Origin of the sequence: Amycolatopsis vancoresmycina (assembly GCF_000716785.1) — a bacterium.
In the GTDB taxonomy this organism is placed as follows: domain Bacteria; phylum Actinomycetota; class Actinomycetes; order Mycobacteriales; family Pseudonocardiaceae; genus Amycolatopsis; species Amycolatopsis vancoresmycina.
In genome coordinates this window covers 288,874-307,931 of sequence record NZ_JNYY01000016.1, presented here as the reverse complement: position 1 = coordinate 307,931, position 19,058 = coordinate 288,874, and the positions used below count along the sequence as shown (strand labels likewise).

21 protein-coding genes are annotated in these 19,058 nt (G+C 70.9%); 15 read left to right on the top strand and 6 right to left on the bottom strand.

The genetic code is table 11. The features are described 5' to 3' along the window. Positions 1–49: 49 nt before the first annotated feature. From OO60_RS33140 to OO60_RS33110, 7 genes are read left to right on the top strand one after another with little or no spacing between them, the layout of a single operon-like run. Positions 50–829 carry a helix-turn-helix transcriptional regulator gene (locus tag OO60_RS33140; RefSeq protein ID WP_155848873.1) on the top strand — a complete coding sequence of 260 codons (780 nt, stop codon included), beginning with the start codon at positions 50–52 and terminating at the stop codon, positions 827–829. After that, entirely contained in the window at positions 826–2,274 is a 1,449-nt protein-coding gene (gene sufB, locus OO60_RS33135; RefSeq protein ID WP_003071399.1) for a Fe-S cluster assembly protein SufB, read from the top strand. The genes OO60_RS33140 and sufB overlap by 4 nt, the downstream gene beginning before the upstream one ends. A gap of 2 nt (positions 2,275–2,276) precedes the next feature. Then, complete coding sequence (sufD, locus tag OO60_RS33130; RefSeq protein WP_003071395.1) at positions 2,277–3,449, top strand: Fe-S cluster assembly protein SufD; 1,173 nt, start codon at positions 2,277–2,279, stop codon at positions 3,447–3,449. Between the two features lie 29 nt (positions 3,450–3,478). Continuing rightward, on the top strand, positions 3,479–4,249 hold the full coding sequence (sufC, locus tag OO60_RS33125; RefSeq protein WP_003071392.1) for a Fe-S cluster assembly ATPase SufC: 771 nt from the start codon (positions 3,479–3,481) through the stop codon (positions 4,247–4,249). Between the two features lie 37 nt (positions 4,250–4,286). Further along, complete coding sequence (locus OO60_RS33120; protein ID WP_003071389.1) at positions 4,287–5,576, top strand: cysteine desulfurase; 1,290 nt, start codon at positions 4,287–4,289, stop codon at positions 5,574–5,576. Continuing rightward, a complete protein-coding gene (gene sufU, locus OO60_RS33115) occupies positions 5,573–6,022 on the top strand; it encodes a Fe-S cluster assembly sulfur transfer protein SufU (RefSeq protein WP_003071387.1) in 450 nt (149 codons plus the stop codon). The genes OO60_RS33120 and sufU overlap by 4 nt, the downstream gene beginning before the upstream one ends. Further along, positions 6,019–6,414, top strand: coding sequence for a metal-sulfur cluster assembly factor (locus OO60_RS33110; RefSeq protein WP_003071384.1), 396 nt, complete (start codon positions 6,019–6,021; stop codon positions 6,412–6,414). Before sufU ends, OO60_RS33110 begins: the two co-directional genes overlap by 4 nt. Here OO60_RS33110 and OO60_RS33105 read toward each other — a convergent pair. Beyond that, positions 6,404–7,198 (bottom strand): DUF4184 family protein, encoded by a 795-nt coding sequence (locus OO60_RS33105; protein ID WP_003071382.1) that lies wholly within the window; start codon positions 7,196–7,198, stop codon positions 6,404–6,406. The two genes, OO60_RS33110 and OO60_RS33105, sit on opposite strands and share 11 nt — an antisense overlap. An 18-nt stretch (positions 7,199–7,216) precedes the next feature. Here OO60_RS33105 and OO60_RS33100 point away from each other — a divergent pair, with 18 nt between their 5' ends. Continuing rightward, on the top strand, positions 7,217–7,549 hold the full coding sequence (locus tag OO60_RS33100) for a YnfA family protein (protein ID WP_003071379.1): 333 nt from the start codon (positions 7,217–7,219) through the stop codon (positions 7,547–7,549). 29 nt (positions 7,550–7,578) lie between these two features. Next, complete coding sequence (lepB, locus tag OO60_RS46055; RefSeq protein ID WP_240490643.1) at positions 7,579–8,358, top strand: signal peptidase I; 780 nt, start codon at positions 7,579–7,581, stop codon at positions 8,356–8,358. Here the strand turns inward: lepB and OO60_RS33090 are convergent. Next, complete coding sequence (locus tag OO60_RS33090; RefSeq protein WP_003071373.1) at positions 8,282–10,228, bottom strand: ABC1 kinase family protein; 1,947 nt, start codon at positions 10,226–10,228, stop codon at positions 8,282–8,284. The genes lepB and OO60_RS33090 overlap by 77 nt on opposite strands. Before the next feature lie 183 nt (positions 10,229–10,411). On the opposite strand from OO60_RS33090, the gene OO60_RS33085 reads away from it, so the two are divergent. Then, positions 10,412–10,951, top strand: coding sequence for a snapalysin family zinc-dependent metalloprotease (locus tag OO60_RS33085; protein WP_003071370.1), 540 nt, complete (start codon positions 10,412–10,414; stop codon positions 10,949–10,951). 109 nt (positions 10,952–11,060) lie between these two features. Further along, positions 11,061–11,807 (top strand): TRADD-N-associated membrane domain-containing protein, encoded by a 747-nt coding sequence (locus tag OO60_RS33080; protein ID WP_003071368.1) that lies wholly within the window; start codon positions 11,061–11,063, stop codon positions 11,805–11,807. Here the strand turns inward: OO60_RS33080 and OO60_RS33075 are convergent. Beyond that, complete coding sequence (locus OO60_RS33075; RefSeq protein ID WP_003071365.1) at positions 11,797–12,675, bottom strand: DMT family transporter; 879 nt, start codon at positions 12,673–12,675, stop codon at positions 11,797–11,799. The two genes, OO60_RS33080 and OO60_RS33075, sit on opposite strands and share 11 nt — an antisense overlap. A gap of 111 nt (positions 12,676–12,786) precedes the next feature. Between OO60_RS33075 and OO60_RS33070 the strand changes: the two genes are divergently transcribed. The 4 genes from OO60_RS33070 to OO60_RS33055 are packed head-to-tail and all read left to right on the top strand — an operon-like array spanning position 12,787 to position 15,900. Next, entirely contained in the window at positions 12,787–13,251 is a 465-nt protein-coding gene (locus OO60_RS33070; protein ID WP_003071362.1) for an Lrp/AsnC family transcriptional regulator, read from the top strand. Positions 13,252–13,308: 57 nt separating this feature from the next. Then, positions 13,309–14,526, top strand: a complete 1,218-nt coding sequence (locus OO60_RS33065) for a sensor histidine kinase (protein ID WP_003071358.1) — start codon at positions 13,309–13,311, stop codon at positions 14,524–14,526. After that, positions 14,523–15,176, top strand: coding sequence for a response regulator (locus tag OO60_RS33060; RefSeq protein WP_003071356.1), 654 nt, complete (start codon positions 14,523–14,525; stop codon positions 15,174–15,176). Before OO60_RS33065 ends, OO60_RS33060 begins: the two co-directional genes overlap by 4 nt. A gap of 19 nt (positions 15,177–15,195) precedes the next feature. Continuing rightward, a complete protein-coding gene (locus OO60_RS33055; RefSeq protein WP_003071355.1) occupies positions 15,196–15,900 on the top strand; it encodes a class I SAM-dependent methyltransferase in 705 nt (234 codons plus the stop codon). Positions 15,901–15,903: 3 nt separating this feature from the next. Here OO60_RS33055 and OO60_RS33050 read toward each other — a convergent pair whose 3' ends face one another. The 3 genes from OO60_RS33050 to cysD are packed head-to-tail and all read right to left on the bottom strand — an operon-like array spanning position 15,904 to position 19,053. After that, complete coding sequence (locus OO60_RS33050) at positions 15,904–16,275, bottom strand: VOC family protein (protein ID WP_003071353.1); 372 nt, start codon at positions 16,273–16,275, stop codon at positions 15,904–15,906. A 34-nt stretch (positions 16,276–16,309) separates the two neighbouring features. Beyond that, positions 16,310–18,121, bottom strand: a complete 1,812-nt coding sequence (cysC, locus tag OO60_RS33045) for an adenylyl-sulfate kinase (protein WP_033262805.1) — start codon at positions 18,119–18,121, stop codon at positions 16,310–16,312. Then, a complete protein-coding gene (gene cysD / locus OO60_RS33040) occupies positions 18,121–19,053 on the bottom strand; it encodes a sulfate adenylyltransferase subunit CysD (RefSeq protein WP_033262855.1) in 933 nt (310 codons plus the stop codon). Before cysD ends, cysC begins: the two co-directional genes overlap by 1 nt. Positions 19,054–19,058 lie beyond the last annotated feature (5 nt).

The following is a 19,058-nucleotide window of genomic DNA, read 5'->3' as shown; positions in this document are numbered from 1 at the left end:
CACTTGTGTTGTGAAAAAGACGGAGGCGGGTGACCAGGCGGGCGGCGACATGCCCCGCGCCGCGCACCCGCACGTCCCGTCGCAGGTCAGCGCCGAGGGCAAGACCCGGCACGAGGTCGCGAGGCTGCTGCTCGAACAGGGTCCCATGACGGCCGTCGTGGTCGCCGAGCAGCTCGGGATCAGCCCCACGGCCGTCCGCCGGCACCTGGACGCGCTTCTCGCGGATGGCGAAGCTGAAACGCGCGACGCGCCCCGCCGCGGACCCCGAGGCCGGGGTCGTCCGGCGAAGCTCTTCCTGCTGACCGAGCCGGGCCGCGCCCGCTTCGGGCACGCCTACGACGACCTGGCCGTCTCCGCGATCCGCTTCCTGGCCGAGCACGCCGGGGAGGACGCCGTCCGCGCCTTCGCCGAGCACCGCATCGAGAAGCTCGTCGGCCCGCACCGCGCCGCGATCACCGGACCGGGTGATCCGGCGGCGCGCGCGGAGGCCCTCGCGACCGCGCTGAGCAGGGAAGGCTACGCTGCGTCGACCCGCCAGGTCGGTGCCCCGGCACCAGGCCAGAACGTCGGCGCTCAGCTCTGCCAGCACCACTGTCCGGTCGCCCACGTGGCCGCGGAGTTCCCGCAGCTCTGCGAGGCCGAGACGGAGGCGTTCGCGCAGCTGCTGGGCACCCACGTCCAGCGGCTGGCGACCATCGCACGCGGGGACTCCGCGTGCACCACCCACGTACCCGTCACGGCGGGTCAGCCGGCCCATCCCGAGCCGGCGAGAACGGTGTCCCCCGAGGGGCACACAGCACGGATCCCGAATGGAGGGAAACCCGCATGACTGCCGCTGCCGAGCAGCGCACTCCCACCACCGCGCCACTGAGCCAGGAAGAGACCATCGAGTCCCTTGGCAAGTACGCGTTCGGCTGGGCGGACTCCGACGAGGCGGGCGCCAGCGCCCGTCGCGGGCTGAACGAGGACGTCGTCACCGACATCTCCTCGAAGAAGTCCGAGCCGGAGTGGATGCGCGAAGCGCGACTGAAGGCGCTCAAGCTCTTCGAGAAGAAGCCCATGCCCAACTGGGGGGCCGACCTCTCCGGGATCGACTTCGACAACATCAAGTACTTCGTGCGGTCCACGGAGAAGCAGGCCACCTCCTGGGAGGAACTGCCCGAGGACATCAAGAACACGTACGACAAGCTGGGCATCCCCGAGGCGGAGAAGCAGCGCCTCGTCGCCGGTGTCGCCGCGCAGTACGAGTCCGAGGTCGTCTACCACCAGATCCGCGAGGACCTGGAGGAGCAGGGCGTGATCTTCCTGGACACCGACTCGGGCCTGCGCGAGCACCCCGAGCTGTTCCAGGAGTACTTCGGCTCGGTCATCCCGGCCGGTGACAACAAGTTCTCCGCGCTGAACACGGCGGTGTGGTCCGGCGGCTCGTTCATCTACGTGCCGAAGGGCGTGCACGTCGAGATCCCGCTGCAGGCCTACTTCCGGATCAACACCGAGAACATGGGCCAGTTCGAGCGCACCCTGATCATCGTCGACGAAGGTGCGTACGTGCACTACGTCGAGGGCTGCACGGCGCCGATCTACCAGTCCGACTCGCTGCACTCGGCGGTCGTGGAGATCATCGTCAAGAAGGGCGCCCGCTGCCGCTACACGACCATCCAGAACTGGTCGAACAACGTCTACAACCTGGTCACCAAGCGCGCCAAGTGCGAAGAGGGCGCGACCATGGAATGGATCGACGGCAACATCGGTTCCAAGGTGACGATGAAGTACCCGTCGGTGTTCCTCATGGGCGAGCACGCCAAGGGCGAGGTCCTGTCGGTCGCGTTCGCGGGCGAGGGCCAGCACCAGGACGCGGGCGCCAAGATGGAGCACCTCGCGCCGCACACGTCCTCGACCATCGTGTCGAAGTCGGTGGCGCGCGGCGGCGGCCGCACCTCCTACCGCGGCCTGGTCCGCGTGGCGAAGCGCGCGCACCACTCGCGCTCCAGCGTCGTTTGCGACGCGCTGCTGGTGGACACGATCTCGCGCTCGGACACGTACCCGTACGTGGACATCCGCAACGACGAGGTGTCCATGGGCCACGAGGCCACGGTGTCCAAGGTCAGCGAGGACCAGCTGTTCTACCTGATGTCGCGCGGCCTCGACGAGGCCGAGGCGATGGCGATGATCGTGCGCGGCTTCGTCGAGCCGATCGCCCGTGAGCTGCCGATGGAGTACGCGCTCGAGCTGAACCGCCTGATCGAGCTCCAGATGGAAGGGTCCGTCGGCTAGTCATGTCGGTTACCGAGAACAACGTTTCCGAGGCTCTCCGCGAGGGGGCGGTCATCCCGGCCGCCTCCCGCGCGGAGCGCTTCACCTCCTACGACGTCGAGGCCTTCGAGGTCCCGGGCGGCCGTGAGGAGAACTGGCGCTTCACGCCGATGAAGCGCCTTCGCGGCCTCCACGACGGCAGCGCCGTCGCCACCGGCTCCGCGAAGGTGGACTTCGCGACCTCTGAAGAGGTCAAGGTCGAGTCCGTCGAGCGCGGGGACGCGCGGCTGGGCGTCGCGGGTGTGCCGAGCGACCGGATCGCCGCGCAGGCGTACTCCTCGTTCGAGCGCGCGACGCTGGTCACCGTGCCGAAGGAGACCAAGCCGGCGCTGCCGGTGCAGCTGAACGTGTCCGGCCCCGGCGCGGGCCAGGTCGCCTACGGCCACCTGCAGGTGCGGCTCGAGCAGTTCGCCGACGCCACCGTGGTGATCAGCCACGCCGGCTCCGGCACCTACGCCGACAACGTCGAGTTCGTCGTCGGGGACGGCGCGAAGCTCACCGTCGTCAGCATCCAGGACTGGGCCGACGACGCGGTGCACGTCTCCGAGCAGCACCTCAAGCTCGGCCGCGACGCCACGCTCAAGCACATCGTCATCACCCTGGGCGGTGACCTGGTCCGCGTCTCGCCGACGGCGACGTTCGCGGACCGCGGTGGCGACGTCGAGATGCTCGGCGTGTACTTCGCCGACGCCGGCCAGCACCAGGAGCACCGCCTCTTCGTCGACCACGCGGTGCCGAACTGCAAGTCGCGCGTGATGTACAAGGGCGCGCTGCAGGGCGAAGACGCGCACACGGTGTGGATCGGCGACGTCCTGATCCGCGCGGCCGCCGAGGCCACCGACACCTACGAGCTCAACCGCAACCTGGTGCTCACGCCGGGTGCGCGCGCGGACTCGGTGCCGAACCTCGAGATCGAGACCGGCGAGATCGAAGGCGCCGGCCACGCGAGCGCGACGGGAAGGTTCGACGACGAGCAGTTGTTCTACCTGCAGTCGCGCGGGATCGCCGAAGAAGCCGCGCGGCGCCTGGTCGTGCGCGGGTTCTTCCACGAGATCCTGGTCAAGATCGACGTCCCCGAGGTGCGCGAGCGCCTCGAAGCGGCGATCGAAGCCGAACTCGAAGCCGTTGGCGCCTGACCGCCCTCTCTGACTTAGGAAAACGAAGAATGGCAACGCTGGAAATCAAGGAACTGCACGCCTCGGTGACCACCGAGGAAGGCGCCAAGGAGATCCTCAAGGGCGTCAACCTGACCATCAAGTCGGGCGAGACGCACGCGATCATGGGCCCGAACGGCTCGGGCAAGTCCACGCTGTCCTACGCCATCGCCGGCCACCCGAAGTACGAGGTCACCTCGGGTGAGGTGCTGCTCGACGGCGAGAACGTGCTCGAGATGAGCGTCGACGAGCGCGCGCGGGCCGGCCTGTTCCTGGCCATGCAGTACCCGGTCGAGGTGCCGGGCGTGTCGATGTCCAACTTCCTCCGCACCGCGGCCACCGCGGTCCGTGGCGAGGCCCCCAAGCTGCGCCACTGGGTCAAGGAGGTCAAGGAGGAGATGGGCAAGCTCGAGATCTCGCAGGAGTTCGCCGAGCGCTCGGTCAACGAGGGCTTCTCCGGCGGCGAGAAGAAGCGCCACGAGATCCTGCAGCTGGCGCTGCTCAAGCCGAAGTTCGCCATCCTCGACGAGACCGACTCCGGCCTCGACGTCGACGCGCTGCGGATCGTCTCCGAGGGCGTCAACGAGTACAAGGCCAACAGCGAGGTCGGCGTCATGCTGATCACGCACTACACCCGGATCCTGCGGCACATCACGCCGGACTTCGTGCACGTCTTCGCCGGCGGCAAGATCGTCGAGTCGGGCGGCAAGGAGCTGGCGGACGAGCTGGAGGAGAACGGCTACGTCAAGTACGTGGGCAAGCCCGAGCCCGCCGCGCTCTGACGTTCCACCCCACACCGAGAAGAGAGGAGTCGGCCCGATGACCACCACCTCGGCCGGTTCTTTGCCACTGGACGTGGCGGCCCTGAAGGCCGACTTCCCCATCCTGTCGCGCACGGTCCGCGACGGGAAACCCTTGGTGTACCTGGACTCCGGGGCGACGTCGCAACGCCCGACGGCGGTGCTCGACGCGGAGCGCGACTACGTCTTCACGTCGAACGCTGCCGTCCACCGCGGCGCGCACCAGCTGTCCGAAGAAGCGACGGACGCGTACGAGTCCGCGCGGGCGAAGATCGCCGAGTTTGTCGGCGCCGACGCCGAGGAGCTGGTGTTCACCAAGAACGCCACCGAAGGCATCAACCTGGTCGCCTATTCGTTCGGCAACGCCGCCACCGCCGGTCCCGAGGCCGCGCGGTTCGTGGTCGGGCCGGGTGACGAGATCGTCGTCACCGAGATGGAGCACCACGCGAACCTCGTGCCGTGGCAGCAGCTGTGCCAGCGCACCGGGGCGACGCTGAAGTGGTTCAAGGTGACGCCGAACGGCCGCCTCGATCTGTCCGATGTGGACGATCTGATCACGCCGCGCACGAAGGTGGTCGCGTTCGCGCACCAGTCGAACGTGCTCGGTACGGTCAACCCGGTCTCGCTGCTGGTCGAGAAGGCCAAGGCCGTCGGCGCGTTCACCGTGCTGGACGCCTGCCAGTCGGTGCCGCACTTCCCGGTGAACTTCCACGAGCTGGGCGTGGACTTCGCCGCGTTCTCGGGCCACAAGATGCTCGGCCCGTCCGGCATCGGCGTCCTTTATGGACGTACCGAGCTGCTGGAAGCGATGCCGCCGTTCCTGACCGGCGGGTCGATGATCGAGATGGTCCGGATGGAGGGCTCGACCTTCGCGCCGCCGCCGCAGCGGTTCGAGGCCGGTGTCCCGATGACGTCGCAGGCCATCGGCCTCGGCGCGGCCGTCGACTACCTCTCGGCCATCGGCATGGACCGCATCGCCGCGCACGAGCACCAGCTCGCCGCGGCGGCCATCGAGGGCATCGGCGCGATCCCGGGCGTCCGGATCATCGGGCCGACGGACCTGAAGGACCGCGGCGCGACCGTGTCGTTCGTGATCGACGGCGTGCACCCGCACGACGCCGGCCAGGTGCTCGACAGCCTCGGCATCGCCGTCCGCGTCGGCCACCACTGCGCGTGGCCGCTGCACCGCGCGTGCAACGCCCCGGCGACCGTGCGCGCGTCGTTCTACCTGTACAACGATCTGTCCGAAGTGGACGCCCTGGTGGCCGGGATCCGCGAGGCGCAGAAGTTCTTCGGGGTGGCGCAGTGAACCTCGAGAGCATGTACCAGGAGATCATCCTGGACCACTACAAGAACCCGCACGGGCGCGGCCTGCGCGACCCGTTCGACGCCGAGTCGTTCCAGGTCAACCCGACCTGCGGCGACGAGGTGACGCTGCGGGTCAAGCTCGACGACGGGAAGGTCGCCGACGTCTCCTACGACGGCCAGGGCTGCTCGATCAGCCAGGCGTCGACGTCGGTCATGACGGACCTCGTCGTCGGCCACACGGTCGAGGAGGCGTTCACCACCATGGACGCCTTCGTGGAACTGATGCAGGGCAAGGGAAAGGTCGAGCCGGACGAGGACGTGCTGGAGGACGGGGTCGCCTTCGCGGGCGTCGCCAAGTACCCGGCCCGCGTGAAGTGCGCCCTCCTCGGCTGGATGGCTTTCAAGGACGCCGTCGCCCGGACGAGCAGTGGAGCTGAAAAGGCATGACTGAAGAAACCGCCACTCGTGAGGGGCGCACCGCCGCCGACCTCGACGCCGAGACCACCGCGAAGCAGGACCTCGACCTCGCCAAGATCGAGGACGTCGAAGAGGCCATGCGCGACGTCGTCGACCCGGAGCTGGGGATCAACGTCGTCGACCTGGGCCTGGTCTACGACATCCGCGTCGAGCCGGACAACACGGCCACCCTCGACATGACGCTGACGTCGGCGGCCTGCCCGCTGACCGACGTGATCGAGGACCAGACGAACGCCGCGCTGACCAGCGGCGGCCTGGTCAAGGACTTCCGGATCAACTGGGTCTGGATGCCGCCGTGGGGCCCGGAGAAGATCACCGAGGACGGCCGCGAACAGCTGCGCGCCCTCGGCTTCACCGTCTGAGCGGTTTCGCGTCGAGCGGGTCACCTTCCGAGGTGGCCCGCTTGGTGTATAACGACGTGTACCGCGCGTGCCAGGTCAGCGCGTAGAGGATGAGCGCGACCAGGAACCCGCTGCCGGCGCCGGTGACCGCACGATAGGTCGCGTTCCCGGCCACGCCCGCGCGGGTCATCGGGTCATGGTGGGCGAGGAACGGCAGCAGCTGCACCAGGACGCCGGTGACCGCGCCGGCTCCCAGGAACGCCACGACGGCCGTGCGGTGGCGGGTGCCCGGCGGTACCGCGCGAACCGGCGCCGCGCGGTACCAGCGCACGAGCCACCAGGCGAGCACCGCGGCGCCGGCGACCGTGCTGACCAGCTGGATCAGCCGGCCGACGTCGACGCCGGTGACGAGCGGGATCCGCAGGAACGCGAACCCGTCGTGCTCGTGGGTGAACGCATCCCAGCCGACGTGCGTGGCGGCCCCGATCGCCAGGGACAAGGCGATCCAGCCCGGGTGCTTCCAGCTGAAGTGGCGGGGGAGCCGTTCGGCGAGCGGTCGCGGCACCAGCGTCAGGAGCGGTCGCTTCAGCAGCACGTGGAAGACGGCGAGCAGGACCAGGGCGAGGAACGGGTCGAGCCAGAGGACCGACGCGAACTCGTGGGTCCGGGTCAGGCCGACCCCCGGCAGCCGCGGGACGAACCAGAAGACGTCCGGCGCGACCGACCCGGCGACGAGCGCCGACGGGACCAGCGGCCGCCTCGCCAGCGGGAGGACGGCGGCCGGGTGACACAGCGTGAACGGCACGGAAGCTAGTATCCCGGGGTGGTCCTGCGGTCGATCCTCCTGTTCCTGGCCGCGGCCGTCTGCGAAATCGGCGGCGCCTGGCTGGTCTGGCAGGGCGTCCGCGAAAACCGCGGCCTGCTGTGGATCGGCGGGGGCGTCGTGGCTTTGGGGGTGTACGGCTTCGTGGCGACCCTCCAGCCGGACGCCCACTTCGGCCGCATCCTCGCCGCGTACGGCGGAGTGTTCGTGGCGGGTTCGCTGGGGTGGGGGATGGTCGCCGACGGATACCGGCCGGATCGCTACGACGTGCTCGGTGCGCTGCTGTGCCTGGCGGGGGTCGCGGTCATCATGTACGCGCCGCGGACGGGGTAACGCCGCAGGTGAGCGGACGATAGATCGGCGTGACCGAACTCGCGTTCCCCCCGGCGCCGCCCGGGCCGCCGGCGCCGCGCCTGCTTTCGCCCGCCCTGGTGGTGTGGATCGTCGTTGCCGTGCTCGGGCTCGGCGCCACCGTGGCCCAGGTGGGGATCGTCTTCTTCACCTACCGCGACTACCAGGTTCCGGGCGTGGCGATGAACCCGACGCTGAAACCCGGCGGCTCGGCCCTCGTGCGCGCCCGCGAGGGTGACGAGGTCCACCGCGGGGACGTGGTCATGTTCGACCGCGGGGCGTTCGCCCACCCGGACAGTGCCGGGCTCAGCGTCTTCCGGGTCGTCGCGGTCGGCGGGGACGTCGTCGCCTGCTGCACCGGCGGACTGCTGACGGTCGACGGCAAGCCGATCACCGAGAACTACCTCAGCCAGGACCAGTACGCGCAGGACGCGGCCGCCACCACGCCGTACCTCGTGCGCCTGCACGAGGGCCAGGTGTTCCTGCTCGGGGACGAGCGGGGCCGCGCCCGCGATTCGCGTTTCCTCGGTGTCGTCCCGGTTTCCGCGGTCACCGGGTTCGTCGTCGGCACCGGCCGGATCACCCACCCGGCGCCGCTGGCGCGCACGACCGCCTTCACCGACGCGGGCCTGCCGGGCGCGCCGTTCGAAGACACCCTGTACCCCGCGCTGCGCTGGTGGCTGCTCGGGGGTGCGGTCCTGTTGTTCGCCGGCCTCATCGGACTGGTCGTGACGCTCGTCCGGACCGCCGGAAGACGACGAAGAGCAGCCGCAGGCCCACCAGGGCGCTGATCACCAGCAGGTTGTAACCGAACACCTGGTGCAGCGTCAGATCCGCGGCGATGCGCGGACCGCCCGAGCCGGTCAGCAGCAGGACCGCCATCAGGCCGGTTGCCGCGCCGGTGCACGCCAGCAGGACCTCGTGGACCAGGCCGGTGACGACCTCGCGGTCGCGCTCGTCGGAGAACAGGCGGACGTTCACCGACAGTCGGCCCTCTTCCAGTGCCGCGCCGATCCGGTCGAGGCGGCGGGGGATGCGGCGCAGCACCGGCAGCAGTGCCGTCAGCTCGCCGATCGCCGTGCGGCCCAGCGGGCCCGGCCGTAGCCCGGCGCCGACCTGCTCGGCGGCGAACGCGCGGGCCTGGGCGACGACGTCGAAGCCGGGGTCCAGCGCGGCGAGGGTGCCCTCCACCGTGGCCAGGGCGCGGAACACCGCGGCCACCGGCGGCGGCACGCTCAGCCGGAAGTCCGCGACCACCCGGAACAGGCCGGTGAACAGGTCGAGGTCCGGGGTGCGGCCGGGGCCGAAGTGCCGGGCGACCAGGGCGCCGAGGGCGCGTTCGAGGCGCTGTTCGTCGATCTCGCCGGTGCGGTCGACGATTTCGAGGAGCCCGTCGCGCAGGCCCGCCGGGTCACCGCGGTCCAGGGCGAGCACCAGGTTCTGCAGGCCGCCGCGCAGGCCGGTGTCGAGCCGGCCGACCGAGCCGAAGTCGAGCAGGCCCAGCCGCCCGTCGGCCAGCAGCATGAGGTTGCCCGGGTGCGGGTCGGCGTGGAAGACGCCGCCGATCAGCACCTGGTCGAGCAGGCAGCGCAGGAGCGAGCGCGCCAGGCGGGTGCGCTCGGCGGCCGGCAGGGTGTCTTTCGCCGTGGCGAGCGGTCGGCCGTGCAGGCGGGACATCACCAGCACGCGCTCGGTCGAAAGTCCTTTGTGGACCTTCGGGAGGGCGATGTCCTGGCGGCCCGCGGCGGCGATCGCGGTGAGGTTGCGGGCTTCGATGGTGAAGTCGAGCTCCTCGGCCAGCGCCGCGGCGAACCCGTCGGCCAGCTCGGCGACGCCGAGCGAACGCGCCCAGTCCGCGCGGTCCTCGAGCGCCGCGGCCACCCGCCGGAGGATGGCGATGTCGCGGTCCGCCTGCTCGCGCACGCCCGGCCGCTGGACCTTGACGACGACGTCCTCGCCGCTGCGCAGCTTGGCGCGGTAGACCTGCGCGACCGACGCGGCGGCCAGGGGTTCCGGGTCGAACTCGGCGAAGACGTCGTCGGGGGAGCCGCCGAGTTCGTCGGTCAGGACGGCCCACACGGCCTCGGCCCGGGCGGGTGCGACCTGGTCCTGCAGCCGGCCGAGCTCGTCGACGAACACCGGGGGCAGCAGGTCCGCGCGGGTGGAGAGCAGCTGGCCGAGCTTCACGAACGTCACGCCGCCCTCCTCGAGGGCCCGGCGCAATGACCGCGCGAGCTTGGCGTGCCGTCCCGGCGCGAGGCCGGGTTCGCGCCGGCCGGTCAGGTAGCGGCCGAGGCCGTGCTTGACCGCGATCCGGCTGATCTGCGCGTACCGGCGGGTGCGGGAGAGCCGGCCCCGCAGCCGGCCGAGCCCGATGCCGTGCGGCAGGGCCAGCTCGGCGACGAACAGGAAGATCAGCGTCGCGAGGAAAGCGCTGCCCGCCAACGGAATCAGCAGGCCCAGCGCCGCGCCGCCGTGGTGCAGCAGGGAAACCGGGAACGCCTGCCCGATACCGCCCGCGACGAGCCAGCCGAACGCGGCGGCGCACAGGGCGCGGACGGCGCCGATCCGGACGCCGAGCACCCGCCGCGACGCGGCCACCAGCGGCCACAGCAGGAGCACGTACAGGGGGAGGGTCAGCAGGCCCAGCAGGATGTCCATCGGTTCCCTTCCGTCGGGACCGAGCAGACCACGGCGGCCGGGCCCGGCGGCTCAACCGGCCGCGGGAGGGGGCTCCCTCCCGCGAGGGAACGACTTTCGGCCGTGGCCGCGCCGGTGGTGGCCTTCTAACCTGATCGCGCGAACCACGGTGAAGTGCTCCCTGAACCGGACGAAGGAGACACGATGAACGGACGCGTGATCGGCCGGGTCGTGGCCTTGGCCACGGCGGTCGCGGCCCCGCTGGGCCTGGGGCTGGCCACCGCCCCGGCCGCTTCGGCGGCGGCTGTCACGACGCTGTACTACAGCTCTTCGGGCGCGCCGGACTACCTCGCCCAGATCGACCAGGGCGCGGCGAACTGGAACGCGGCGGTCACCGACGTGAAGCTGGTCAAGCGGAACACGAGCGCCACCATCGTGTTCCACGAGATCAGCAGCGGCGGCTCGTACACGAACACGAACGGCCACGGCCGCGGCCAGATCTACCTGGACACGAGCCAGGTGGCGGAGGGCTTCGACCCGACCCGCATCGCCGCGCACGAGCTCGGCCACAACCTCGGGCTGCCGGACCACTACAGCGGACCGTGCACGGAGCTGATGTCGGGCCACGGTCCGGGGACGGCGTGCAAGAACGCGAAGCCGTCGGCTGCGGAGGCGGCGAAGGTGCAGTCGTTGTGGGTGAACGGTTTGGTGGCCGCGGCGGAGAGCCGCGCGGTGGCTTACTGATCGGGTTCGGGGTGGCCTCCGGTTCGGGGGCCACCCCTTTGCCTTGTAACGGCTCTTCCTGCGCTGACGACTGACTGTCGTCAGAACGAGAGTCCGGCCAAGGAGAGACATGAGCTACTCCACACTCTTGTCCTCTGCGGCGGTGCCCCTTGTCGGGCTCCTGTTGGCGCTCATCTTCGCGCGGCGGCAGAGTCGCGACAGTGGCCTGGAGAGTCGGCTCGGTATCGAACTACGCGAGCAGGCCGCGAGCAAGGTCTCGGAAGCGAAGGAAAACGCGGAACGCTGGACGTCGGAGCGCGTTTCCGCTGCGGACGAGCGTCATCAGCAGGTTCCCGATGGGGCCGGAGGATTGCCCGGCCCGCCAGGGGGCGAGCAGGTTCGCCTGAAGAGTGTGGCGGCGGAAATCGTCGCGAACGCCGTAGATGCAGCCTCTCGTGACGTGAACCGGTATACCCGTTATGCCGATGAGGCGCTGAGCCGGTCGAAGATCGCGTTCTGGTTCAGTCTCGTGCTCGGCGCGATGGGCTTCGCGACCATTCTGGCGGGTGCGGTCATGGCGTACTTCGCCAGCTTGGACGCGTCGATCGTCTCCGGCGTGGCCGGTGTCGTGAACACGTCGATCGCGGCGCTCCTGTACCAGCGCTCTGATGTTGCGGACAAGCGAGCCAGTTCGTGGTTCGAGAAAGCGGGCGACAACCTCAAGGAGAGCGACAACCTGCAGCGAGCGCTCGAAGTCCTCGACTTGCTCGGCGACGCCGAAATGCGCAACCGGCTCATCGCGATCGCCGGGATCAAGCAGTTGTTCCCAGGAGAGAACGCCGAAGCTCTGTCGGATGCGATGGAACTCAAGCGTTAGCTTTCTTCCCGTGCAGGCTCAGCGTCACCCCGGCGATGACGACCGCGCCGCCGAGGACCTGCGTCGCCGTCAGCGTCTCGCCCGCCAGCACCACTGCCCACCCCAGCCCCGCCACCGGCACGACGTTCAGCAGGTTCACCGCCACGCTCGGCTCCAGCCCGCGAAGCCCGTGGTTGTACAACAGGAACGCCGCCACCGAGCAGAGCCCCGCCAGGAACCCGACCCGCAGCCAGGTCCCTCCACTCGGTACACCCCACTGGTCCACTTCGGACAGTGACAGCAGGACGAACCCGGCCGCCCCCGCGAGGGTCTGGTAGTACGTCACCACGATCGGCGACGCGCCCGAGCCGTCCCGCCGGGCCAGGATGTTGTACGCCGCCCAGACCACGCCGCCCGCGATCAACAGCACGTCGCCCCACAGGGAATGTCCGCTGTCCCGGTCGCCGACCACCAGCCAGACTCCCGCGATCGCCACCAGCATGCCCGTCAGCCGGACCGCGGAAAACGCCGTGCGGCCCGACAACGCCAGCGTCACGATCGGGTAGGACGCCACGATCAGCGTGGCGTCCGACGCCGTCGCCAGGTCGACGCCCACGTTCTCCAGCGCGAAGTACGCCGTGATCCCCAGCAGCCCGGTCAAGCCGATGAACCCGCGTTGCCGGAGCGTCGGCAGGCGCTGCCGGCCCGGACCCGCGTGCACCGCCACGCCGAGGATCGCCGCCGCCAGGGTGAACCGCAGCGCGCCCAGCGTCATCGGCGGGACCTCCGCCAGCGCCACCTTGGTGACCGCGAACGAACTGCTCCAGATCAGCGCGGCGCCCAGGACCGCGGGCACCGCGAGGCGAGTGCGCGGGGAATCGGTGATCATGCCGCTGAAGGTAGCCAGCGAACAGGAACCTTCCGGGTAAAGCCGTGCTAGATTCGGCAATCAAGCCAAAAAGGCGAATAATACGAGCCGACGCCCGGGAGCAGGAGCGCGATGGACGAACTTGACACGGCGCTGCTGACCCTCCTCCAGGAGGACGCCAAGCAGACCAACAAGGAACTTGCCCGCCGGCTGCACATCGCGCAGTCGACCTGCCTCGAACGCGTGCGGGACCTGACCCGGCGCGGGGTCGTGCGGGGGCACACCGTCGACGTCGACCTGAAGAAGATCGGCCGGCCCGTGCAGGCGATGGTCGCCGTGCGGCTGCGGCCGCCCGACCGGGCCGTCATCGAATCCTTCCGGGCCTTCGTCGAGGGCCTGCCCGAGGTGCTGTCGGTCTTCGTCATGTCCGGCAGCGACGACTTCCTGCTGCACATCGCCGTCGCCGACAACGACCAGCTGAGCGGGTTCGTGCTCGACCGGCTGACCCAGCGCCGCGAGATCGTCGACGTCCGGACGTCGGTCATCTTCACCCACTTCCGCCGCACCGTGGTCACCCCGGCCGAATCCGGGGACTGATCCGGCTCCACCGCGGGAGGGAGGCGCGCCGGGGTGCCGGGCTGCGAAGATCGGCCGGTGCGCATCCTGACGAGCAAGGCGACCTACCGCCGCTGGGTCTACCTCGTCCTCGGCGGCGCCATCAGCGTGCCCTACATCCTGTTCGCCGCCGTCGCCGTGCCGTCGCTGCTGCCCTTCGTCACCACCCTCGGGCGGGCCACCGTCGTCGGCGGCCTGCTGACCCTCACCATCCTCGCCGGGACGGCGTTCCTGCCCGCGGTTCACGTGCTGGAGTCGACCGCGGTCCGCGAGCTGCTCGACGACCCGGTGCCGGACGCGCCCGCCAAACCGCCCACCCGGCCGGGGCGGCGGCGCGCCGCGGCGATGTTCGTGCTGCACGTCGTCGCCGGGTGCGCCGTCAGCTTCTTCAGCCTCGCCGCGCCGGTCGCGATCGGGCTGTCGGTCAGCGCCGTCTTCACCGGCCACCTGTTCCAGACAGGCGAAGGCGACCAGGTCACCGTGCCGACCGGCTGGGCGTCGGTGTGGCTGCCGGTCGCCTTCCTGTGCGGCCTGGTGCTGCTCGTGTACGCCGTGCGGGTGGTCGGCGGGCTGCTGCGCCGGGCCGCGACCGTCCTGCTCGGGACGACCGCCGCCGACCGGATCGCCCGGCTCGAACGGCGGACCGAGCAGCTCGCCGAACGCAACCGCCTGGCCAGGGAGCTGCACGACTCGGTCGGGCACGCGCTGAGCGTCGTGACGATCCAGGCGGGCGCCGCGCGGCGGACGTTGCACACCGACCCGGCCTTCACCGAGCGCGCGCTGACCGCCATCGAGGAGTCGGCGCGCACCGCGCTCGACGACCTCGACCACGTGCTCGGGCTGCTGCGCGAGGAACCAGCGGGCCGGGCACCGCAGCCGGCGCTGACCGCGCTGCCGGCCCTGCTCGAAACGACCCGCCTGGCCGGCACCGAGGTCACCGCCGACATCGGCGGCGACCTGGCCGCGGTGCCGCCGGTGGTGTCCCGCGAGGTGTACCGGATCCTGCAGGAATGCCTGACCAACGCGGTCCGCCACGCCGGTGGGGTCCCGGTGACGGTGGTCGTCGGCGTCGGCGCGCACGAGCTGACCGCCCGGGTCGGCAACCCGCTGGGCAACGGGCCGGACCGGACCGGCGGCGGCCGTGGCCTGCGGGGGATGACCGAGCGGGTGGCGGTGCTCGGCGGCGAACTGTCGGCCGGGCCGGTGGGGGAGCGGTGGGAGGTCGTGGTGCGGGTGCCGTGGGGGAGCGGGCGATGAGCGTGCGCGTGCTGCTGGTCGACGACGAGCCGCTGATCCGCGCCGGGCTGCGCGCGATCGTCGACAGCGAAGCCGGGCTCGAGGTCGTGGGTGAGGCCGCCGACGGCGCCGAGGTGCCCGGGCTGGTGGCCCGGCTGCGCCCGGACGTCGTGCTGATGGACGTGCGGATGCCCGCGGTGGACGGGATCCGCGCCACCACGCACCTGATGTCCACTGTGGACGAGCCGCCGAAGGTGATCGTGGTGACCACCTTCGAGAACGACGACTACGTCTACGACGCCCTCGTCGCCGGCGCGAGCGGGTTCCTGCTCAAGCGGGCCCGGCCGGAGGAGATCGTCGCGGCGATCCGGACGGTCGTGGCTGGTGAGTCGCTGCTGTTCCCGGCCGCGATCCGCCGCCTGGCCGCCCAGCACGCGCCCGCCCCGGCCGGCGACGGCCTGGCGTCGGCCGGGCTGACCGAGCGCGAGCGCGAAGTGCTGCGGCTGATGGCCGCCGGACTGTCCAATGTGGAGATCGCGGGCGAGCTGTACCTGGGTGTCCAGACGGTGAAGACGCACGTCGGCAACGTGCTGGCGAAACTCGGGGCGCGCGACCGGACCCAGGCGGTGGTCCGGGCGTACGATTCCGGCTTCGTGACGCCGTCCGGCTGATTCGGGCAGGATGGACCGCATGACTGCCGCATACGACGACTTCGCCGAGGCGTACACGGCCGAGAACGAAGACAGCCTGATGAACGCCTACTACGAGCGGCCCGCGGCCCTGGCGCTGGCCGGGGACGTGGCCGGACGGCGGATCCTGGACGCCGGCTGCGGCTCGGGCCCGCTGTTCGCGGCCCTGCGGGAGCGGGGCGCCGCCGTCACCGGGATCGACCAGAGCGCGGGCATGCTGGCGCACGCCCGGCGGCGCCTCGGCGACGGCGCGGACCTGCGGGTCGCCGACCTGGCCGAGCCGCTGCCCTTCGGCGACGCGGAGTTCGACGACGTCGTGGCGTCCCTGGTGCTGCACTACCTGCGGGACTGGACGCCGACGCTGGCCGAGGTGCGGCGCGTCCTGAAGCCCGGCGGCCGGCTCATCGCGTCGGTCAACCACCCGATGATGGTCAACCTGACGCACCGCGCCGAAGGGCCCCGCCCGGACTACTTCGAGCGGTACACCTGGACCGACGAGTTCGAACTGCACGGCAGCAAGGCGCGCATGACGTTCTGGAACAAGCCGCTGCACGCGATGACCGACGCCTTCACCGCGGCGGGGTTCCGGATCGCGGTGATCAGCGAGCCGCACCCGGTGCCGGCCGCCCGGGAGCTGTTCCCAGGCGACTTCGAAATCCTCGACACCTTCCCGAGCTTCCTGTTCTTCGTCCTGGCGGCGGAGTAGGAGTCAGTCCAGGCAGAACTCGTTGCCCTCGACGTCCTGCATGTTCTGGCACGACTCGTTTTCCTCGTCGGCGAGCAGGAGCTGCCCGCGGACCGCGCCGAGTTTCTCCAGCCGGGCGCACTCGGCCTCGAGCGCCGCGAGCCGCGCTTCGCCGACGAGGCCCGTGCCGACCCGGACGTCGAGGTGCACGCGGTTCTTCACGACCTTGCCTTCCGGTACGCGCTGGAAGTACAGGCGGGGCCCCACGCCCGTGGGGTCGCTGCAGGCCAGCCCCGAGCTGTGCAGTTCGTACCCCAGCACCTCGCTCCAGAACCGGGCGACGCGCTCGGGCTCCGCGCAGTCGAAGGTGATCTGGACCTTCCTGACCGTCGTCATGAGGCCCACCCTAAGGTGCGCGGGCAAGCGGGTTTCAGCCGAGCTCGTCGAGCAGCGCCTGGATCGCCGCGGCCATCGCCGCCGGGTCGCCGTCGCCCGGGCGCAGCACCAGATCCGGCGACGACGGACGCTCGTAAGGCGCGTCGATGCCCGTGAAGCCGGTGATCTCCCCGGCGCGGGCCTTCGCGTACATCCCCTTCGGGTCGCGGGCTTCGCACACCTCCAGGGGCGTGTCGACGAAGACCTCCACGAACGGCAGCCCGTCGTGGATGGCGCGAGCCGAGGCGCGGTCCGCCGCATAGGGGCTGATCAGCGACGCGATCGCCACCACGCCCGCGTCCGCGAACAGCCGCGCCACCTCCGCCACCCGCCGGACGTTCTCCGCCCGGTCTTCCGGGCTGAACCCCAGCCCGGCGTTGAGCCCGTGCCGCAGGTTGTCGCCGTCGAGGAGGTACGCCGGGCGGCCCGCCGCGACCAGGCGGCGCTCCAGCTCGACCGCCACCGACGACTTGCCCGACGCCGACAGCCCGGTGAGCCACACCGTCGCGCCGCGGGTCGGGCGGTCCTCGCGCCGCACCGCCGCCGTGTGCCAGACCACCGGGGAGGCGACCGCGCCGGTGATCATGCCCGCCGCGACCGTGTCGCCGGTGTGCTCGTCGACCAGCAGGAAGCCGCCGGTGGCGCGGTTGCGGCGGTACGGGTCGAACAGCAGTGCGCTGCGCGTCCGCAGCCGGATGCGGCCGATGTCGTTGAGCCGCAACGCCTCCGCCGTCTCGTCGCGGTGCAGGGTGGTGACGTCGAGGCGGTACTCCAGCTTCTCCACCGTGCCCCGCGTCTCGGTGGTCGTGTGCCGCACCGCGTAGGTCGCGCCCGGCGTCAGGGCCGCGCGCTCGGAGAACCAGCAGACCAGGGCGTCGACCTCGCGGGCCGATTCCGCGCGGTTGCCCGGGCGGCACAGCATGGCCCCGCGGCCGAGGTCGAGGTCGTCGGCCAGCTCGACCGCCACCGCCTGTCCGGTGAACGCCTCTTCCAGGGGTTGCCCGCCCGGGCCCCAGACCGCGAGCACCTTCGACGTGAACCCGGACGGCAGCGCCACGACCTCGTCACCCGGCTTGAACACCCCGCCCGCGATGGTGCCCGCGTAGCCGCGGAAGTCGGACCGGCGGATGACGTACTGCACCGGGAACCGCGCGTCGATCAGGTTTCGGTCGGAGGCGACGTGCACTTCTTCGAGCTGGTGCAGCAACGAAGTGCCTTCGTACCAGGGCATGCTGGTACTGCGGTGGACGACGTTGTCGCCGTGCAGCGCCGAAACCGGGACGAACGTCAGGTCGGCGACGTCGAGCTTCATCGCGAACCGGCGGAAGTCCTCGCGGATCTCGTCGAACCGCTCCTGCGACCACCCGACGAGGTCCATCTTGTTCACGCAGACCACGAGGTGCCCGATCCCGAGCAGCGACGCCAGGAACGCGTGCCGCCGCGACTGCTCCAGCACGCCCTTGCGCGCGTCGACCAGGATCAGCGCCAGGTCGGCGGTGGACGCGCCGGTCACCATGTTCCGCGTGTACTGCAGGTGTCCCGGCGTGTCCGCGATGATGAACTTCCGCTTGGGCGTGGCGAAGTAGCGGTGGGCGACGTCGATGGTGATGCCCTGCTCGCGCTCGGCGCGCAGGCCGTCGGTGAGCAGCGCGAGGTCGGGGTAGTCCTCGCCGCGGTCCCGGCTGGCGCGCTCGACGGCGGCGAGCTGGTCGGTGAAGATCGCCTTCGAGTCGAACAGCAGCCGGCCGATCAAGGTGGACTTGCCGTCGTCCACGCTCCCGGCGGTGGCGATCCGCAGCAGCTGCATCAGAAGTAACCCTCTCGCTTGCGGTCTTCCATGCCCGCCTCGGAAATCCGGTCGTCGGCGCGCGTGGCCCCGCGTTCGGTGACCCGGGTGGCCGCCACCTCGGCGACCACTTCGGACGGTGTCGACGCGGAGGATTCGACGCAGCCGGTGCAGGTGGCGTCGCCGACGGTCCGGAAGCGCACGGTCGCCTCGTACGGCGTCTCGCCGTCCACAAGGGACAGGAAGCGGGTGGCCGCGAGCAGCATGCCGTCGCGCTGGACCACCGGGCGCCGGTGCGCGTAGTACAGCGGCGGCAGCGCGATCCGCTCGTCCCGGATGTACTGCCAGACGTCCAGCTCGGTCCAGTTCGACAGCGGGAAGACGCGGATGTGCTCGCCGCGCCGGTGCCGCCCGTTGTAGAGGTTCCACAACTCCGGGCGCTGCGCCCGCGGGTCCCACTGGCCGTGCTCGTCGCGGAAGCTGAACACGCGCTCCTTGGCGCGGGCCTTCTCCTCGTCGCGGCGGGCGCCGCCGAACACGGCGTCGAACCCGCCCTCGCGGATCGCCCGCAGCAGCGTCACCGTCTGCAGCCGGTTGCGGCTGGCCCGCGGCCCGGTCTCCTCGACGACGCGGCCGGCGTCGATGTCGTCCTGCACGCTGGCCACCTCCAGGCGCAGGCCTAGGGCGGCGACGGTCTCGTCGCGGAACCGGATGACCTCGTCGAAGTTGTGCCCGGTGTCGACGTGCAGCACGGGGAACGGCAGGGGAGCGGGCCAGAACGCCTTCGCGGCGGCGTGCAGCATCACCACCGAGTCCTTGCCGCCGGAGAACAGCAGGACCGGGCGCTCGAAGGTCGCCGCGACCTCGCGGAAGACGTGCACGGCCTCCGCTTCGAGCGCGGCCAGGTGCGAGAGCTCGTACGAGGTCACGGACACCGGAAAAAAGTAGAACATGTTCT

Coding starts and splice junctions, on each gene's coding strand:
- OO60_RS33140 (WP_155848873.1), top strand. CDS start 50: ATGCCCCGCGCCGCGCACCCGCACGTCCCGTCGCAGGTCAGCGCCGAG.
- sufB (WP_003071399.1), top strand. CDS start 826: ATGACTGCCGCTGCCGAGCAGCGCACTCCCACCACCGCGCCACTGAGC.
- sufD (WP_003071395.1), top strand. CDS start 2,277: ATGTCGGTTACCGAGAACAACGTTTCCGAGGCTCTCCGCGAGGGGGCG.
- sufC (WP_003071392.1), top strand. CDS start 3,479: ATGGCAACGCTGGAAATCAAGGAACTGCACGCCTCGGTGACCACCGAG.
- OO60_RS33120 (WP_003071389.1), top strand. CDS start 4,287: ATGACCACCACCTCGGCCGGTTCTTTGCCACTGGACGTGGCGGCCCTG.
- OO60_RS33110 (WP_003071384.1), top strand. CDS start 6,019: ATGACTGAAGAAACCGCCACTCGTGAGGGGCGCACCGCCGCCGACCTC.
- OO60_RS33090 (WP_003071373.1), bottom strand. CDS start 10,228: ATGGACATCCTGCTGGGCCTGCTGACCCTCCCCCTGTACGTGCTCCTG.
- OO60_RS33085 (WP_003071370.1), top strand. CDS start 10,412: ATGAACGGACGCGTGATCGGCCGGGTCGTGGCCTTGGCCACGGCGGTC.
- OO60_RS33080 (WP_003071368.1), top strand. CDS start 11,061: ATGAGCTACTCCACACTCTTGTCCTCTGCGGCGGTGCCCCTTGTCGGG.
- OO60_RS33075 (WP_003071365.1), bottom strand. CDS start 12,675: ATGATCACCGATTCCCCGCGCACTCGCCTCGCGGTGCCCGCGGTCCTG.
- OO60_RS33070 (WP_003071362.1), top strand. CDS start 12,787: ATGGACGAACTTGACACGGCGCTGCTGACCCTCCTCCAGGAGGACGCC.
- OO60_RS33060 (WP_003071356.1), top strand. CDS start 14,523: ATGAGCGTGCGCGTGCTGCTGGTCGACGACGAGCCGCTGATCCGCGCC.
- OO60_RS33055 (WP_003071355.1), top strand. CDS start 15,196: ATGACTGCCGCATACGACGACTTCGCCGAGGCGTACACGGCCGAGAAC.
- OO60_RS33050 (WP_003071353.1), bottom strand. CDS start 16,275: ATGACGACGGTCAGGAAGGTCCAGATCACCTTCGACTGCGCGGAGCCC.
- cysC (WP_033262805.1), bottom strand. CDS start 18,121: ATGCAGCTGCTGCGGATCGCCACCGCCGGGAGCGTGGACGACGGCAAG.
- cysD (WP_033262855.1), bottom strand. CDS start 19,053: ATGTTCTACTTTTTTCCGGTGTCCGTGACCTCGTACGAGCTCTCGCAC.